The organism is Bacillus sp. FSL R5-0397 (genome assembly GCF_038593395.1).
Lineage (GTDB): Bacteria > Bacillota > Bacilli > Bacillales > Bacillaceae > Bacillus > Bacillus altitudinis.
The window spans coordinates 992,867-1,009,329 of the sequence record NZ_CP151992.1 but is presented as its reverse complement, the minus strand read 5'-3'; the positions used below and the strand labels follow the sequence as shown (position 1 = coordinate 1,009,329).

Annotated in this window: 15 protein-coding genes; 7 read left to right on the top strand and 8 right to left on the bottom strand. The window is 40.3% G+C overall.

Annotation, left to right across the window (positions count from 1 at the left end; all coding sequences use genetic code 11):
* Nucleotides 1-48: 48 nt before the first annotated feature.
* Complete coding sequence (locus NSQ70_RS05010; protein WP_342502493.1) at nucleotides 49-2,835, bottom strand: AAA family ATPase; 2,787 nt, start codon at nucleotides 2,833-2,835, stop codon at nucleotides 49-51.
* Nucleotides 2,836-2,851: 16 nt separating this feature from the next.
* Complete coding sequence (locus NSQ70_RS05005; protein WP_138278353.1) at nucleotides 2,852-4,066, bottom strand: DNA repair exonuclease; 1,215 nt, start codon at nucleotides 4,064-4,066, stop codon at nucleotides 2,852-2,854.
* A gap of 173 nt (nucleotides 4,067-4,239) precedes the next feature.
* On the opposite strand from NSQ70_RS05005, the gene NSQ70_RS05000 reads away from it, so the two are divergent.
* Entirely contained in the window at nucleotides 4,240-4,428 is a 189-nt protein-coding gene (locus NSQ70_RS05000) for a YhzD family protein (RefSeq protein WP_024719988.1), read from the top strand.
* A gap of 35 nt (nucleotides 4,429-4,463) precedes the next feature.
* Here NSQ70_RS05000 and NSQ70_RS04995 read toward each other — a convergent pair whose 3' ends face one another.
* The gene (locus tag NSQ70_RS04995; RefSeq protein WP_080673864.1) at nucleotides 4,464-5,279 is read right to left on the bottom strand and encodes an enoyl-CoA hydratase; all 816 of its coding nucleotides are present in this window, start codon (nucleotides 5,277-5,279) and stop codon (nucleotides 4,464-4,466) included.
* 136 nt (nucleotides 5,280-5,415) lie between these two features.
* Between NSQ70_RS04995 and NSQ70_RS04990 the strand changes: the two genes are divergently transcribed.
* The 3 genes from NSQ70_RS04990 (at nucleotide 5,416) to NSQ70_RS04980 (ending at nucleotide 7,531) form a co-directional block, all read left to right on the top strand.
* Nucleotides 5,416-5,742 (top strand): potassium:proton antiporter, encoded by a 327-nt coding sequence (locus NSQ70_RS04990; protein WP_342502492.1) that lies wholly within the window; start codon nucleotides 5,416-5,418, stop codon nucleotides 5,740-5,742.
* 64 nt (nucleotides 5,743-5,806) lie between these two features.
* The gene (locus NSQ70_RS04985) at nucleotides 5,807-6,304 is read left to right on the top strand and encodes a cation:proton antiporter regulatory subunit (protein ID WP_017366937.1); all 498 of its coding nucleotides are present in this window, start codon (nucleotides 5,807-5,809) and stop codon (nucleotides 6,302-6,304) included.
* Nucleotides 6,305-6,307: 3 nt separating this feature from the next.
* Nucleotides 6,308-7,531 (top strand): cation:proton antiporter, encoded by a 1,224-nt coding sequence (locus NSQ70_RS04980; RefSeq protein WP_007497140.1) that lies wholly within the window; start codon nucleotides 6,308-6,310, stop codon nucleotides 7,529-7,531.
* Nucleotides 7,532-7,568: 37 nt separating this feature from the next.
* Here NSQ70_RS04980 and NSQ70_RS04975 read toward each other — a convergent pair whose 3' ends face one another.
* The 5 genes from NSQ70_RS04975 to NSQ70_RS04955 form a co-directional block, all read right to left on the bottom strand.
* Nucleotides 7,569-8,843: a SidA/IucD/PvdA family monooxygenase gene (locus tag NSQ70_RS04975; RefSeq protein ID WP_256689148.1), complete on the bottom strand. Its 1,275-nt coding sequence runs from the start codon at nucleotides 8,841-8,843 to the stop codon at nucleotides 7,569-7,571.
* 75 nt (nucleotides 8,844-8,918) lie between these two features.
* A complete protein-coding gene (locus NSQ70_RS04970; RefSeq protein ID WP_327861842.1) occupies nucleotides 8,919-10,418 on the bottom strand; it encodes a coproporphyrinogen III oxidase in 1,500 nt (499 codons plus the stop codon).
* 113 nt (nucleotides 10,419-10,531) lie between these two features.
* Nucleotides 10,532-11,398 carry a Cof-type HAD-IIB family hydrolase gene (locus NSQ70_RS04965; RefSeq protein WP_008348923.1) on the bottom strand — a complete coding sequence of 289 codons (867 nt, stop codon included), beginning with the start codon at nucleotides 11,396-11,398 and terminating at the stop codon, nucleotides 10,532-10,534.
* A gap of 446 nt (nucleotides 11,399-11,844) precedes the next feature.
* Complete coding sequence (locus tag NSQ70_RS04960) at nucleotides 11,845-12,201, bottom strand: YlbF family regulator (protein WP_008348927.1); 357 nt, start codon at nucleotides 12,199-12,201, stop codon at nucleotides 11,845-11,847.
* 122 nt (nucleotides 12,202-12,323) lie between these two features.
* Nucleotides 12,324-13,457, bottom strand: coding sequence for a DUF445 family protein (locus NSQ70_RS04955; protein ID WP_327861843.1), 1,134 nt, complete (start codon nucleotides 13,455-13,457; stop codon nucleotides 12,324-12,326).
* A 214-nt stretch (nucleotides 13,458-13,671) separates the two neighbouring features.
* Between NSQ70_RS04955 and NSQ70_RS04950 the strand changes: the two genes are divergently transcribed.
* The 3 genes from NSQ70_RS04950 to NSQ70_RS04940 all read left to right on the top strand — a co-directional run bounded on the left by NSQ70_RS04950 (nucleotide 13,672) and on the right by NSQ70_RS04940 (nucleotide 16,448).
* Complete coding sequence (locus NSQ70_RS04950) at nucleotides 13,672-14,778, top strand: YheC/YheD family protein (protein ID WP_025207026.1); 1,107 nt, start codon at nucleotides 13,672-13,674, stop codon at nucleotides 14,776-14,778.
* A complete protein-coding gene (locus NSQ70_RS04945) occupies nucleotides 14,735-16,093 on the top strand; it encodes a YheC/YheD family protein (RefSeq protein ID WP_327861845.1) in 1,359 nt (452 codons plus the stop codon). The genes NSQ70_RS04950 and NSQ70_RS04945 overlap by 44 nt, the downstream gene beginning before the upstream one ends.
* A 145-nt stretch (nucleotides 16,094-16,238) precedes the next feature.
* On the top strand, nucleotides 16,239-16,448 hold the full coding sequence (locus NSQ70_RS04940; RefSeq protein WP_008348933.1) for a YheE family protein: 210 nt from the start codon (nucleotides 16,239-16,241) through the stop codon (nucleotides 16,446-16,448).
* Nucleotides 16,449-16,463 lie beyond the last annotated feature (15 nt).

Sequence of the window (16,463 nt, the reverse complement as noted above, 5' to 3'; positions counted from 1 at the left end):
TTCCATGTTTCTGCTCATATAAGTATAACATAAGTCATAATTTGTCAATCATTCCACTGCTAAGCTCGTAATCTGCCCGTCTTCCGCTGCTTGTTTCATATAATGATGACAAGTGAAATAAAACAGCTGTGTTTCAAAACGAGTGAGTTCACTCATCAGCTCCAGCACCCTGTCTAGACGGACATGATCAAAGTGAACGAAACTGTCATCCATCATAAATGGGAGCTGACAATCTTGCTGGTGGGACAAAGCAAGTGCAAAACGAATCGAGAGATAAATTTGCTCACATGTTGCTTGTGAAAGCTCCTCCGGGCGGAATAGGCGTCCATCCCTCCGTTTCACAATCAGCCGGTCATCTTCGGCAGAAAATAAAATCACTTCATATCGATCATTCGTTAACGGCTGAATAAATCGGGAAGCTGTTTGGAGGAGTGCTGGTAGCCTCGTTTCTTTATGCTCATTGAGTTTCTCTCGAATGACGGAACGAACGAGCTGAATAGCCGCCCATTTTTTCGCTAGATGCTTTGCCTGCTCCTGCTCTACAGCAAGCTGATGAGTCAAATCAGACACTGTACCTGATGCTTCTATTTGGCGTATTTCAACTGCTAATTCTGCCAAGCGTTTTTTCATATTCGTCACATTCTCTTGCATGTCATTCAGATGTCTTTTTGCTTGTGCACACTGCTCCTCAAGGGTGCGTAAACCTTTACGGACAATGACCTCTTCCTCATCTATATAACCGCTTTTGTGTAGCTCTTGGTTCAGCTGCTGCAAATTGTACAGCCGCTCCCGGTATTCTTTGGATAGATGAGATAGGACATGATAATCTTCTTTTGACGCTGCTTCTACTTTTCGAAAAAGCTCGTCCGTTTGTTTTTCATAATATTGAACTTCTCCTTCTAATGTTGTCAGCTGCTGCTCTACATGTTGAATGGATACGTGCAATGTCTGACGTTCTTTTTCTCTTTTTTCCTCATCTTTCAATATCTCTTGAAAGGCTGAGATATTCTCTTGAATGGTCCCTTCTTTTCTTTGAAGGAGACTCATGAGCGCTGAAACTCTTTGCTCGTAGGTCGATTGCTGCTGTGTGAGCATCTCTATTTCCTTCTTAAGCGCCTCATATGCCGCTGTATTCGCTTTTAATTGTTTCAAGATATGGAAAGCTTCCACAAGGAATGAGAGCTCTGAGGACAAACCCAGCTGCCTTCTCATATCTTCTACTTGTTGCTGTACAGGTTCCAGTTCCCGCTCCCAGTCTTCATATTGCTGTATCATTCTTTCGTATAAAAGCTCCTTTTGCTTCACTAGCGTTTCAGCTGAAGCTGTTTGAACTTGAAAGGAATGATAGGCGTTACTGTCGTTTGCTTCCTTCATCTGAGTCTGTTTAAACACTGGATAAATAGCGATCAAGACAAAAACGGAAAATCCTGCAAACAGTAACGTCACCCAGCTCTCTGCTAAAACGAATAAGACCGTGAGAATGACAGCACATAGCACGAACATCAGCGGGAATAACCACACTCTGGAATGATTCTGTTTCACTGTAGCCCTTGTGCCCCTGACATCTTCTGCATCTTGCTGTTTAACGGGCTGTTCCTTTAAACCTTTTAGAGCGGTTTCCGCTTCTTCCAGCTCATGTCTTGCATGATCAAACCGGTCATCGAGCTGCGTTTTCCTATCCATTAAACGAACGTATTGGCTCACAGCCTCTTTTAATTCCCACTCAAAGTCAAGTGAATCATCCAGCTGGTCAAGCTTGATTGGACGCTGCCACTTCAGCTTCGCTGATGCTTCTTCTATTTTTTGTTTCAAAGAATTCTGCTCTGTTTTCCCTTCTGCTAAGCGTTTCTTCAAAAGTTCAGCATCCGATGATTCAGCTATGACTCGCTTCATCTCCAATACCGTATCCTTGTCATAGAGTGGCTGAACTTGCGTGAGCGACGTTTGCAAATGATCTAATTTTTGTTTCAGTGCCGTCACTTGCGCCTTTTTTGGGTGAAGGTGTGATTCTAATTTATCAAGTTCATGCGCAGTTTCCGGTCTAAACCGTTTGACTCGTTCTGGATAACTAGCCAAATCTTTTTTTAACTCTATCTTGTTTTCTATCATAGGATAAAGTCGAATATGTTCAGTCAAAAGCTGAATCTCTTCTTCAGTCTGTCTCATTTCATGCTGAAGCATTTCTACCTTCTCGGTTAATTCAGCTTGTTCTTTTTTCTTTGCGGTATAACGACTTTCTACCAATTTGGCCTGTTTCAACTTACCTGACAGCTCTTTTACATGATCAAGCTGCTGATTTAATTCAGGCTTACGTCCATTGGGTTTAAAAAGCTGCTCCTGCTGTTTTAGCAGCCTGCTGTCCATTTTGGATGCCGCATCTGAGCCAAACAAACTTGAAAAGAGTAGAAATTCCCCTATTTGATCTTGATTTAATGCTTGTACATTTTGCAGACCAAACACGTCAAAAGAATAGATTGATTGGTATAATCTGCGATCTGTTCCCTTTAACATCGCATGTAGAAACGCTTCATCTTTCACTTCACCATTTGGCAGCAACACCTGAGCTTGGCCGCCATGATCAGATGTTCTTTCAATATGAATCACACCTAATTCCTCATCAAAACATGTAAGAGACCCGCCATAAAATGAGCCATGCTTTGGCTTATGCATATGGCTTTTAGAAAAACCAAATAACATCGATTCAATAAACGCCTTCAATGTCGTTTTCCCCGATTCATTCAGGCCATAAACTAACTGAAAACCGTCATCAGAAAAGTGGAAGGTTTGATTGGAAAATTTCCCGAAATTCGCAATATGGAGTGAACGTATTTTCATCATGCCTCTCCTTTTCTCATAAATGCTTCAGCTGTTCTGCCAGCAGCCTTTGTGCCTCTTCTTTAATATCGATCTCGTCCTCTTTTGTAAAAGCTCTTCCTGCCTTTCTATAGGTTGGATGACGCTTGATCGGTGAAAGCAGCTCATCATACGCATCAAACTCGGCAATTTCTGCTGTTAGTTCTGTCAAAAAAGAATCTTCTGGATAGACGGCATCTTCATGTGTCCGGCAGACAATCGACATCACCCAAACGAACAAGTCTTCATCTTCCTCCTGTTCATGAAGAACAGCCATCAGCTCCTCAAGCACTTCAAGCTGCGTGAGCTCCATATAAGCAGGAGCATCGCCAGTTAGTTCGATTTTCACAAAATGAGGAACACCTCTCTCTTTCAGTTCACTCATCTTTTTGTCCACAAGTATTACAAGATCGGTCATATGAGCGGTATGTGTGATATCTATTGTCAATGTCTCAAAGATGACATCTGAACAGCTCATAAACTCCGCTCTTTGAGCATCTTCAGATAGGTAAACGACATAACAGCCTTTCTCTCCTGTTTCTTTTATATGTCTTCCTTGCACGTTTCCAGGATAGATCACCATTGGGTCTTCATGCAGAAGAGCCCGCTTATGAATATGTCCAAGCGCCCAATAATCAAAATCCCGCGCTAGAAGCTGCTGTAGCTGAAATGGTGCATACGCATCATGCCCTTCTTGACCTGCTAAAGTGCCGTGAAGCATTGCAATATGATAGGGGGCATTTGTTGTTTTTTCATAATAAGGTGTCATATTTTCATGGACAGCTCGATCTTTGTAGCTGAACCCGTAAATACTTGCCACAAGCTGACCTTCTCTATAAAAGGCTTGCTCACTTGGCGTACTGCTCAAAAAAACGTGAACATTCTCTGGCCACTCAATTGGTGTCCATTCACCACCTAAATGATCATGATTACCATAAATAATAAACACTTCAATCCCGTGTGATTGTAGCTTAAGAAACTGATTTCTTAAAAAAAGCTGTGCTTTTAGGCTGCGATTCGATTCGTCAAATATATCTCCGCTCAGCAGCATAAAGTCTACTTCTCGATCAATCGCAAGTTCAAACATGTTCTTGGCACTTTGAAATGTACTTTCTTTCAACCTCTTAAAAATTCGGTTCGGTATATTGGACATTCCCGCAAACGGACTATCTAAATGAAGATCTGCGGCATGAATAAAAGTGAGCTTCGTCAAACGTCTATCTCCTTGTACGTTACTGTAGTTGTCCATATTTTATCACGCCGTTTTTACGAATGCACGTTCTATCGCTCTCATTCTAAAAAACACATTTTCAGGGGTGAAAAAAGAGGTTTTAACTTCCTCCTTGTATAATTCATTAAAAAACAAGAAGAAAGGGAAGATCAGAGATGGAGAAAACCTACTATTTGACTGTATTTGATTCGTCAGGTGAAACCTTATTAAACGAAAAAATCACCACAGATAGTGATGAAAAAGCAAAAGAATTAGGACGTCATCGTTTAATCGAACAACAATACACAAAGCATTCTCACCGGCTCGTAAATGATGCAGGTAAACTTCTTTTATTTGAACGTTAAAAAAGCCGGCATCCGCCGGCCATTCATTCTTCTATTTAATGAAACACAGGACGTCTTTTTTCCAAAAACGCTTGAACACCCTCCTGATGATCACGGCTTTGTCTCAGTCTAGCTTGTGCAGCACGCTCTTTTTGAAGAACGGCTAACAGCTGTGATTCTGACTGCTGAAAATAAATCATCTTTGTTTCAACAAAGGCTTGAAGTGGCATATTTAAAAATGGCTTGACGCACGCTTTTTGATACGTATCCACCTCATCTTGAAACACGCCGTCCGCAAGGCGAAGCTTGAGCGCTTCTTCAGCCGGTAGCTTTTGTCCGCTCCAAATCAATTGTTTAGCGGTTTGTTCACTAACTCTTTTGGTGAGGAAAAAATGCCCTCCGCCATCTGGGATTAACCCGATTCCATTAAAGTTCATGGCAAGTTTAGCATCTTGATGCATAAACAAATAGTCACAGCTAAGGGCAAAGCTAAAAGCAAGACCAGCCGCTGCCCCGTGGACAAGTGCAATCGTCACTTTTTTCATACTGGCTAAAGAAAGTGTAATTCCCTCGATCAAATCCATCACGCGATGAAAATCTTCTTCACGATCTTGCTTTAGCATCATGCCAATATCTCCGCCTGCTGAAAACCCTTTGCCCATTCCCTTAAGAACAACAATTTTCGCACTGCTCTCACTCGCTGTATCACACGCTTCCTTCAATTCAGCAAACATGTCAACATGAAACGAATTATACGCTTCAGGTCTATTGAAAACGATTTCAAAAATATCCCCGTCTACCTGACAATTGATATATGTCATCATCCATTCCCCCTCTTTCTTTTCAAACTCATGACTTACTTCAATTTCCATCAAGTAATTCCTTTTCCTCTACACAAAAAAATTTCAAGATCAACTGATACTAAAATAAGCATAATTGTTGAAACGAGAAATATATTTTTATATAGTAAAATAAGAAATAAAACATCATATGAAAGGGGGAGAATGATTGATAAGAAGTTCCATATGTATATTGATTAACTGCATCGTCATGTTTTCTCCCTTTTCAAATGTCGTTTTTGCTTCACAAGCAGAAGCGAGCACACCAAGCCTGATTTCTCCATCGATTTATGATGAAGAAATCAACGCTGTGAAGACACCTCCATTTTCAAAAAAACATGCATCATCTCTTCTGTTAAAACAGAGGTTATCAATGGGCGCTTCAAAAGCTTTTCTTGTAAAGCTTGCACCAGCCACAGCGTTATCTATTGATTTATGTTTTTTAGAAATGAAGTGTGCAATCCCCATTATGTACCAATCAAATTACCTCGACTGATTCATTTTATTTCATCCGTACTCACTATATGAAAAACAAAACCTATCATATTCGGAGGGATAAAATGAACATTAAAGAAAATGATCTTCCTGGGATTGGAAAGAAATTTGAAATTGAAACGAGAAATAGAGAAAAGATGACGATTGTGATTCATGATGATGGCAGACGGGAGATTTATCGTTTCGACGATGAAGATCCAGATGAAGTACTGTCCACCATTTCTCTCGATGATGCTGAAGCCCGGCAAATTGCTGCCATTATTGGCGGTATGGTGTATAAGCCGCAAGCACTTGAAACGATTGAAATGGCGTTCAATGATTTGATCATTGAATGGTTTAAGGTAGAAAAAGACGCAAAAGCGGTTGGACATACACTCGGCGATTTAGATGTGAGACAAAATTATGAAGTCACCGTCATTGCGATCATTAAACATACAAATGAAAAATTACTCAACCCCGGTGCCGATTCGATAATTCAAGCAAATGATACGATGGTCATTTCAGGCGAAAGAAAACACTTGAAGCGATTGATACGTGATTTTCTTTCTAGAGGGGGAGAGTGATGAATGGATCATTTAGTCTTTGAAGTTGGAACGGCGCTTATTCTCATCGCCATTGCCAGCTTAATCGCCAATAAAATTAAATTTTCTATCATTCCTTTTCTCATTGTCCTCGGGATGATTGTTGGTCCGCATGCACCAACCATCGGGATCATTGATTTGAAGTTTATCGAGAGCACCGAGATTATTTCGTTTTTTGGTAGAATGGGTGTCCTGTTCCTTCTATTCTACCTCGGGCTTGAGTTCTCTGTCGGCAAACTCATAAAATCAGGTAAATCCATTGCAGTCGGCGGATCTATTTATATTTTGATCAACTTTAGCTTAGGATTGCTTTATGGGTTTATCACAGGCTTTGGATTCCTTGAAGTCCTCATTATGGCAGGCGTTATCACCATTTCATCCAGCGCCATTGTCGCCAAAGTCCTTGTCGATTTAAAACGGACAGCGAACCCTGAAACAGAGTTAATTCTTGGGATTATTATGTTTGAGGATATTTTTCTCGCCGTCTATTTATCTGTCGTATCCGGTCTTGTCCTTGGAGATGCCACGTCCGTTGGCGGTGCCTTATTATCTATTTTAATCGCTTTTGGTTACATGATGATTTTCTTTATCATCGCACGTAAGCTGCCAAAACTATTAAACAAACTATTCGATATCCGTTCAAATGAAGTATTTATCATTGTCATTTTTGCCGCTTTGTTCTTCGTGGCTGGTTTTTCAGAGACGATTCATGTCGCAGAGGCCATTGGCGCTCTCTTACTCGGTCTTGTGTTTTCAGAAACAGAGCACTCAGACCGCATTGAACATCTCGTTGTTCCTTTTAGAGATTTCTTTGGCGCCATGTTCTTCTTCAGCTTCGGATTGAGTATTGATCCATTTACATTAGGAGATGCCTTCTGGCTTGCGATCGGCGCTGTCATTCTCACCTTAATTGGGAACTTCACCGCCGGGATGTTTGCTGGAAGAAGAGCCGGTTTCTCTCATAAAGCTTCTTCTAATATTGGATTAACCATCGTATCAAGAGGAGAGTTTTCCATCATTGTAGCCGAACTTGGGATTGCAGGCGGGCTTGCCGCTACATTGAAGCCATTTGCTGCATTATATGTATTAATCCTTGCGATTTTAGGACCGCTAGTGACGAAAGAATCAAAGCGTATCTATCAAATCCTAAACAAAATCTTCAAATGGAAAACTGAAAAACCGAAAGTAAAAAGAGAAACAACCATTTAATTGAAAAGGGCCCAGTGCTGGGGCCCTTTTTTTATATCTATTCAAATTGCTGAAATGCTGTTTCTTGCTTCACTTGTTCTTTCGTATCCCCGCGAATGGTTCGGATGACTTTCTGATTGCGGTAGATCGATAGTTTTAAATTGGTCGCCGCTGTTCCATGAGAGTGATCGAGGTTCGTGAATGTAAAGAAATGATGAGACCGTTTGTCTTTAAACACAAGCCTGAAGTCGTCTGTCACTTTAAAATGCTTATCGCTCTCCCATTCAATCAATGGTTCATATGCGCTAAACCATTCCGGAATATTAGGCGTATATCCTGTAGCCAATACCACATGATTGGCTGTGATTTTCTTTTCTTTCTTGAGCTGCCATTGTTTCAAATGCAGCTCTAACTGCTGCTCATCCTCCATATGTATCGCTTCAAGCTCAGTCATTGGCTGAATGAGTACAGAAGGCTCTTCACCTGAAACGGAGCGATGGTACAATTCCTGATAAATACGAGAAAGCGTCGATGCATCTATGCCATTCCTTAATCCTGCCAGTCTAGGCAATGTGTTCATTCGTTCTTCATAAGGAAGGGAATGAAAATATTCAACATACTTAGGTGTAAATAGCTCCTGACCAAGCTCCGCTGTCTCTAGTTCTTTAAATTCACTTGAACGTGTAAACCACGAAAGCTGCTGTCCTTTCTTCTGATGCTGAAGCAGGTCTAAGAAAATTTCAGCTGCACTCTGACCTGAACCAATCACCGCCACCGTTTCAGCTTCATGAAGTTCTTTTTGTTGATCTACATAACGGCTGCTATGGGTCACATGCGGCAACGCAGCTTCTGGCACATCGACAGGGACCATCGGCTTGCTTCCCGTTCCAAGGACGACATGCTTTGCACGATATTCAGAAAGCGCCCCATCTTTCAACCGCCGAACTTTTACAAGATACCCGTCTTCACAGTCGGTCACTTCTTCCACCTTCATCCCGAACTGACAGCTATCTAATTCACCTGCAACCCATGATAAATACTCATTGAATTCTCTCCGGGGGATATCAAATTGTTCAAATGTATAAAATCGGTGAAGCCTGTTTGATTCATGTAAATAATTTAAAAATGTATACTTGCTCCTTGGATTAGCCATTGTCACAAGGTCCGCTAGAAAGGAAACTTGTAAGTCCGTTCCTTTGATGAGCATACCAGGATGCCAAGCAAATTCGGTTTCCTGTTCAAAAAAACAGCATGTCACATCTTCATACTCCTCTAATAAAGCGGCCAATCCTAAATTTGCTGGCCCAATCCCAATTCCGATCACATCCATCATATGTACACCTGCTTTATCTTTTTACCCCCTATATACCCTTTTACAAATGAAAAAAACACTGCGTCACCGCAGTGTTTACATGTGAGAAACAAATAATGACTCAAGAAACTGAATCTTCTCTTCCGTATAGTGCTCATAACGATCATTATAAGACTTTGGATCTTTTGGATTGGCATACTGCGTAATTTTTCCGGTTCGCGGATCAATGAATTTACTCGCAGCGCCGCATCCAATGCCAATGATCGTCTGCACCTCTTCCATAATGATAATATTATACAAACTTTCCTGTCCATCTAACGAATACCCGACATTTTCGAGATTCCCCAAAATGTTTTTTTGTCTGTATAAATAGTACGGATGATAGTCATGTGCCTTTGTCCAAGCAACCGCTTCATCCATCATACGTGTGATCTCTTCACGGTCTGCCACTTGATACTTTTCCTTATTGCGGGTCATTTCAGACGCTCTCTTAAAGGAAAGGGTATGCACCGTTAAAGATTCAGGCTTCAGTTCTTCTGTTTGCTGCAAGGAATGTTGGAATTCCTTTAGCCCTTCTCCTGGCAGCCCAATGATTAAGTCCATGTTAATATTATTCATGCCAAACTGCCTTGATAAATGATACTTTTCAATCGTTTCTTCCACACTATGGTGCCGGCCAATCGCTTTCAATGTTTCATTCTCATATGATTGCGGATTGATACTAATCCGGTCAATATGATAACGGTTGAGCACCTCCAGCTTATCAGGTGAAATCGTATCAGGTCGTCCCGCTTCTACAGTGACTTCCCGAATATGTTTCACATCTGGAAAAGAGCGATACATCTCCTCATACAGCAAATCCATTTCTTCTGCTGTAATACTCGTTGGAGTACCTCCGCCAAAATAAACAGTCGTCACTTTAATCCCATGTTCCTTTAACCATTCGCCCATTTTTTGCATCTCATAATGCAGCCCAAAAAGAAACGTTCCTACTCTTCCAGCTTGTCCTTGAATGGCATAAGCAGGGAACGTGCAATAAGCACATTTTGTTGGACAGAAAGGAATACCGATATAAATACTCACTTCCTCCTGCAGATCGTACAGATCTGGAATGGCTTTGATTTGACGATCAACAATTTCCTGCATCAAATTGATCTTTTCATCATGAATCAAGTAATCGCGCTTTAACGCTGCATGTGCTTCTTCCTTTGTCATGCCTTCTCTTAGCATCTTATGAAGTAATTTCGTAGGGCGTATCCCCGTTAGAATCCCCCATTTTTGCGTCATTCCTGTATATTCCTGAAGCAGATGTAAATAAACAGACAGCACAGTGTTTTTGATTTGCTTCCATCGCTCTTTTTCATTCAAGCCCTCCGGCATCTCTCTTGTAAAACAACTCGTCATATCTGATCCAGCAATATGGCCAGAAGCCTCCACCCTACCATGGGTTTCTTTCCAATCAAACACCATAACCAGACCATCGTTTGCTTCACCTGAATCAAACAGCACTTCACTATCTTCTTCGAATAAATTGGCTATATTGACAAGCGGTCGATGAAATCGTTCATTAGACAGCCCTTTAACTAAAATTCGCATCGTATCACCTTTATCTTCAAACTTGTTTCATTTTACAAAATTCATCTAGGAAAAGCAATGAAGAGAACAGACGAAGGCCCTGCCATTTCTTAATAGACAGGGCCTTCACTATATTATCGTTTAATATCAAATTGATGTAAAAAACCTTCCCTTTGCTGCATTCTAAAGTATTCTTTGATCATATAAGCAACACCCTGTTCATCATGAGAACGTGTCACCCAATCGGCTTTACGTTTGACCGAATGAGGTGCATTCCCCATCGCAACGCCTAAGCCAGCTAACTCAAGCATCGGGATGTCGTCTGTCCCGTGACCGATCACGACCGTATCTTCTAATGTAAAACCTAGTGCTGAGGTTAAAAGAGAAAGTCCTGCTTCTTTCGATACCCCTTTGCATACAATGTTCATTTTCTCATCACTGATCTTAATCAGATCAACAGATGGGAATGCTTGTTGAATGGTTGTGTGGATTTCAGGCTGAAGTGCTGCCGTCGAATACACTTCAATGACAGGTGTGCTAACCGGTTCATCCATGAGCATATCACTTAATGATTCAACAAATTGAACGGGATAGAAAATGGGATCAGACGGATGAATCAACGTTTTTCCCATCAGTTGAGACTGTGTTTTTTTCCGATTGCCGATTGAGAATTTTTCATGTAACAAGCGAACATTACAATCAAAGCTTTCAAGGATCTGCACAAGATTAAATGTTTTCTCTTCCGTTAATTTCTTCACATGGAGCGGCTCATCAAGCTTATCAGCGATAAATGCACCACTATGCGTCACAAGAGTTGAAGTTGGTATTTTCAACGCCTTGGCAATTTTTTGTGCAGATCGAAAATGACGGTTGGTGACAATCGTCACGTAAACCCCTTTTTTCTTAACATATTCCACAGCTTCTTTTGTAGCGGAATGGATTTTCCCATTGGAACGAAGCAACGTTCCATCTATATTGAGTGCAAGTAGCTTTTTTGACACTGAGGCATCCCCCTTCTTGATGACTGTACTTACGATGAGGATATGCCCTAGCTTAGCGCTTTAGAACATGCAGTTGAAGCAGCCCTTGTTTTATGACACAATCGCAAATAAAAAAAGCCTACCCCTAGGCTTTTTTTTATGTATGGTTTGGATGCGTAACAATGGCGTGATGAAGCTCCCCATGATCCCCTCATCTTTCACACACCAAAGCATTGCTTATATCATATCCCCTTATGCTTTGCTTTTCTCCCAGAAGCGCTTCTCTCTCATTTGGCTCATCGCCGTAAATCCAAAGTGGAACGCACCCAATTCATCACGATAGCGCTTTTTGAAAGCACTTTCAATAAGTATTATCGCAGAATTTACGAGCTTCGACAACCCTTTTTTTAAAGATATACAAGCGGCGATATGAATGAAAAAAAGGGCGAATATGATCGCCCTTTCAATTAATTTTCTTCAGTATTTCCATAAAGCTCTTCAAGAGGCTTCATGATAATTTTATTTAATTCACCGATGAGAACACTTACGCGTTGTTCTGCTTCCATCAACTGAGAGATTTTATCGTGCTGCTGCACAAGTGCAACCGTTTTTTGCGCTTGCTCTACTTCTTCTTGTGTAATCTCTTGACCAGTCATTTGTTTTTGTTGAAGGTTTACTTGAATGTCACGGAAGTTCTCAAACATTCTTTTAGAGGATTCATCCCCGTTTACCTCATCATAAAGATTTCTTAACGCTGAATATTCTTCGCTATGACGCAGTGCTTTTTCAAGGTCATATGCAACATCATAAAGATTTACAGACATGTTATGTCTCCTTTCTATCCGTTATCACCGATATGGATCGGCGGACACCACTCCACTATAACAAACTATGGCTTTCGTTTCACATATATACAATAAATTCATCGAAATTTCTTGATCTCGCCTTAGAATAAGGTGACAAAAATCGCTTGGACAGCACCGATCAATCCACCTAAAAGACCGCCTAAAAATGTGATCATCTTCAGCTCCTTATTAGATATGCTGATCACAAGCTCTTCCATTTTTTCAAGCGGGAAAAGTTCAATTTGTTCACGAATAATTTCTTCAAATTGGAGCTTTGCGAGCACTCCCTCAAGCGCATTAGATGCGGCTTCAATCCCTTTATCGATGAGAGATGGAGCAAATTTGGTCTTAAGATCATCCGCTACTGCACTGATGTAAACTCCTACTGGTCTATCTAACAGCACCTTTGTAGAAAAATGTGAAAGCAATTGCTTTTTCACACTAAATAGAAGCTCCTTCACATTCCATTTTTCATCAAGCTCATGTAAAGAAAATTGCTTTACCTTGTCCCATTCTTGAACAAGTAAATCTGATAAAAACCTTTTTGTCTCTGCATTCTTTAAGAACTTCATCATTTCAGGATGCACGCGATCAATTAAGCTTGAATTCCCTAAAAACATTTGGACCATACTGCCAAGCATTCCTCGTTCTTTTAAGAAATCATCTATCATATGACCGAGTCTTGCTTTTCCCTCATCACTTTCAAAATAATGAATGCCTCTCTTTAAAATATAATCTGCGGCATCTGGAATTTTTGATGCAAGCTTATTTTCTACATCCTGTGGCAACAGCTCAGACAATGTTTGCTGATCATACTTTTCAAGCAGTGAGTGGAGCTTATGATCAGTCCACTGATGAAGCCTTGCGTCAGCTTTAACGTCAGCCTGTGAAAAACCGTATTTTTCTAACATGGAGAAAACCGTCATTTCCATATCAGCACCTTTATCAATATATCGGTGCACTGTCCTCAATATCTCTTGCTTTGCCTCTGATGATTCAAATCGTTTTTTAATGCCCTCTGGCGTTAGTAAATGCTCCATCACCATGACGCCAACCTGCTTGGCTACTTCATCTCTTCTTTTAGGAATGAGACCCGGTGTAAATGGGAGCTGCTTCCCAAATAAATAATATGGCTTATACGGACGAAAAAGCATTTTAATCGCGAGATGGTTTGTTGCTGCCCCTATCACTGCACCTATCACAATCATAAAGATAAACGTTGTGAATATATCCAAAGTCGTCATCTACCTTTCAAACAACACCTGAAGTTTATTGTTTTAATCTATACGTATTATAGTTGTTGTCAAGAGTCCAAGCAAATGAAGCATTCAATATGACATATGAGACAACGATCTGTCGTAATGATATAGGAACGCCAAGTTTATGTAAAATCAACAAAAAGTGTTTTTCAGATGTTAAAAAAAGAATTTGAAAAGTAGGTGTTGTTTCATGACGTCAACGCTCGGCATTGTCACTCTTTCTCCGAAGCATGAAGAAGCATTCACACATCAGCTTGCCAAAGCAGCCTCTTCTTTTGATTTAGAAGTTGTTCGTTTTTCACCTCTAGATTTAAAGCCTGCTTCAAATGTCATTCACGGTCAAAAATTTAAGACTGGCAAAGGATTTGAAGCGTCAGAATTTCAGATTCCTGACTTGATTTATGATCGTTGTCTTTATCAGCATGACGCACAATCTAAAAAAGCAAAACCTATCATGAATTGGTTAAAAAAGTATCCAAAAACCGTTTTTTTGAATACTGGAATTTCAAATAAAATGCGGCTATTCGAGCAGCTCCGTCTCCTCCCTTCTTTACAACCATACTTACCTGTCTGCTCTCTATTGACAGAGCCTTCAGACCTGCTCAACTTGGTCAGAAAGGGCGGATATTGTAAAATACAGCCGCTTTCTCAACAGCACGCAGCACCCTCTTGCTTCATTTCTTTAAAAGACAAATCACTCATTACTGTGCAGCTAAACGCTAAGCAAATCATCACCTTTTCACATTCAGCAGAGGTTGAACGCTGGTGCAAAAAGTATATCGGCCGATCTTTCCTTCAATTTTTTAACACGAATGATCAAAAAGACGTTATATTCAATGAAATTAGGATTTTTCTTATAAAAAATTCACAAAATCAATGGAATAGCATGGGGATTCATACAAAACCATCAGTAGAAAACAGCCTTTTAAGCAATACACAAAATTCCATTCATGTGGTAGCCTTTGATCACTATTTAAACTCATTAAAGCCACACATCAAGGAGCTGTTGTTAGATGATATTGCCTCCATTCAATCATCTCTTCCAGCGTTTATAGACAAAACTTTCTCACCGTGTATTGAATTCGCTATAGACTTGCTTCATACAAATGAAGGCAGACTTTTCATCTCAAATGTAAGATCAAAGCCAGGACGATCCTCTTTTTTAAAAGCTTACCCTGAGAGGGAGAATCAATTGATTCAGACCATACTTGAACATGCCAAATCGATGATGGCTGAAGAAAAGGAGGTTCCTTATGAAGAGAAAACGCTACATCATCGCTCCTCATTCAGCAAGTGAAAAAACAGTATATCTCCCTGCTCAGTTTAAAGAGCAGGAGGCAATTTTATCTATTGCTTTAGGTTCTTGTTTAGTAGATGATTTCGCCATTTCCTATCATCATCAATCTCAAATGATTTTATTATCAGAAGACCTTTATCGCGCTTTATTCATTCCATACAAAACGAAAGCTGATGTCATATTAGTTCAACATACACTCTATATAGGACCTCTCATCGGCATTTTCACTGCAGGATTCGAACAAAATACAGCACCTTTAGGCGCAAGATCTTCCTATTTTATGAAATTGCTGCAATCTTGCAGGCAGCATGCTGGTTTTGCATATCTTTTTGGTACTCATTCTATCGATTGGGATAAAGGAATAGTAGAAGGTTTGCTTTACCAAGAGGAGCGCTGGGTAAAAAAGCAGATGCCCCTCCCATCCGTTGTTTATGACCGGCTGCCTAATAGAAAGGCTGCTCAGTCGGCATTCATTCAAGAAACAAAACGAAAACTCACTCAAGACTACGATATCCCTTGGTTCAACCCTGATTTTTTTAATAAATGGGACATTCATGAACAGCTATTAACAGATGAAAAAACAAGCTCTTTCTTACCACATTCTATACGATTAGATCCTGTTGATGCTTTAATTAAAATAGAAACACTCCTTCATATGCATCATGTCATTTATTTAAAACCAACAAACGGCAGTCACGGAGACGGGATTTATCAGTTAAAGAAGACGGAAAACGGGGTCACTGTCTGCTCAAATAAAGGGAAATCCACTTCATATCATTCCGTAGACCATTTCGTGAAAAAACTGCGGGAAGATTGTGCAATTCACGACTTGATTGCACAACAAGGCATTGAGCTTCTTCAAATAGACAATCAACCACTGGATTTTAGAATTCATACGAATAAAAATAAGTATGGTCATTGGACTGTTACAGCCGCTGCTGGAAAAATTTCAGGAGATCACACAGTCACAACCCATCAACTGCATGGTGGTTCAGTAAAAACACTATATGATATCTTTCCTGATGCAGAGAAACGTTTGAAGGTTTTGCAAGAGCTCTCTGATACTGCCCTCGCACTTAGTCGTGTGATAGATGAAAAAATGCCCGGTCTGATTGGGGAAATTGGTTTTGACTTAGGTATTGATCACTTAGGTGCTATCTGGATGTTTGAAGCCAATTCTCGTCCAGGCCGCGAGATTTTTCTGCATGCACCATTGAAAAACTCAGAATGGCTGATTGGGAAAAGAATCGTTGAATACGCATCTTACCTAACACAAATGGCTCTTACTCCTATAGACCATGCAAACGCCTACTGATGTTTTCTTTTCATGTCTCTGAAATCTGTGCTTTCCCTATGCTCTTTTCATCAGATGAGATACAATAAAACCAAGTTCAAGGTTGTTTCCGTATTGTCGTGTGTATTTATTGTTTCATCAATAAAAGCAAGGAGGCAATGATGATATGATTTCTCATTTTCAATGGAAACCTCTCTTTAAAAAAGCGCAATTACCTGGCTGGAAAATATCCTTTTTTCATAATGGTTCACACTATGAAGGCATTTATCACAAAACGGGTGATATTGAATGGGGCTCTCAGCTTCCGCCTCATGAAGTTGAACCAACCTTAAAAGAAGAAATCCACGAATTAATGCTATTCCATGTGTATGATTAAACTGTTTAAGGAGCC

What these genes read in the sequence shown, in the direction of transcription:
- NSQ70_RS05010 (WP_342502493.1), bottom strand. Translation starts at nt 2,835, where the DNA reads ATGAAAATACGTTCACTCCATATTGCGAATTTCGGGAAATTTTCCAAT.
- NSQ70_RS05000 (WP_024719988.1), top strand. Translation starts at nt 4,240, where the DNA reads ATGGAGAAAACCTACTATTTGACTGTATTTGATTCGTCAGGTGAAACC.
- NSQ70_RS04995 (WP_080673864.1), bottom strand. Translation starts at nt 5,279, where the DNA reads ATGGAAATTGAAGTAAGTCATGAGTTTGAAAAGAAAGAGGGGGAATGG.
- NSQ70_RS04985 (WP_017366937.1), top strand. Translation starts at nt 5,807, where the DNA reads ATGAACATTAAAGAAAATGATCTTCCTGGGATTGGAAAGAAATTTGAA.
- NSQ70_RS04980 (WP_007497140.1), top strand. Translation starts at nt 6,308, where the DNA reads ATGGATCATTTAGTCTTTGAAGTTGGAACGGCGCTTATTCTCATCGCC.
- NSQ70_RS04975 (WP_256689148.1), bottom strand. Translation starts at nt 8,843, where the DNA reads ATGATGGATGTGATCGGAATTGGGATTGGGCCAGCAAATTTAGGATTG.
- NSQ70_RS04970 (WP_327861842.1), bottom strand. Translation starts at nt 10,418, where the DNA reads ATGCGAATTTTAGTTAAAGGGCTGTCTAATGAACGATTTCATCGACCG.
- NSQ70_RS04960 (WP_008348927.1), bottom strand. Translation starts at nt 12,201, where the DNA reads ATGTCTGTAAATCTTTATGATGTTGCATATGACCTTGAAAAAGCACTG.
- NSQ70_RS04950 (WP_025207026.1), top strand. Translation starts at nt 13,672, where the DNA reads ATGACGTCAACGCTCGGCATTGTCACTCTTTCTCCGAAGCATGAAGAA.
- NSQ70_RS04945 (WP_327861845.1), top strand. Translation starts at nt 14,735, where the DNA reads ATGAAGAGAAAACGCTACATCATCGCTCCTCATTCAGCAAGTGAAAAA.
- NSQ70_RS04940 (WP_008348933.1), top strand. Translation starts at nt 16,239, where the DNA reads ATGATTTCTCATTTTCAATGGAAACCTCTCTTTAAAAAAGCGCAATTA.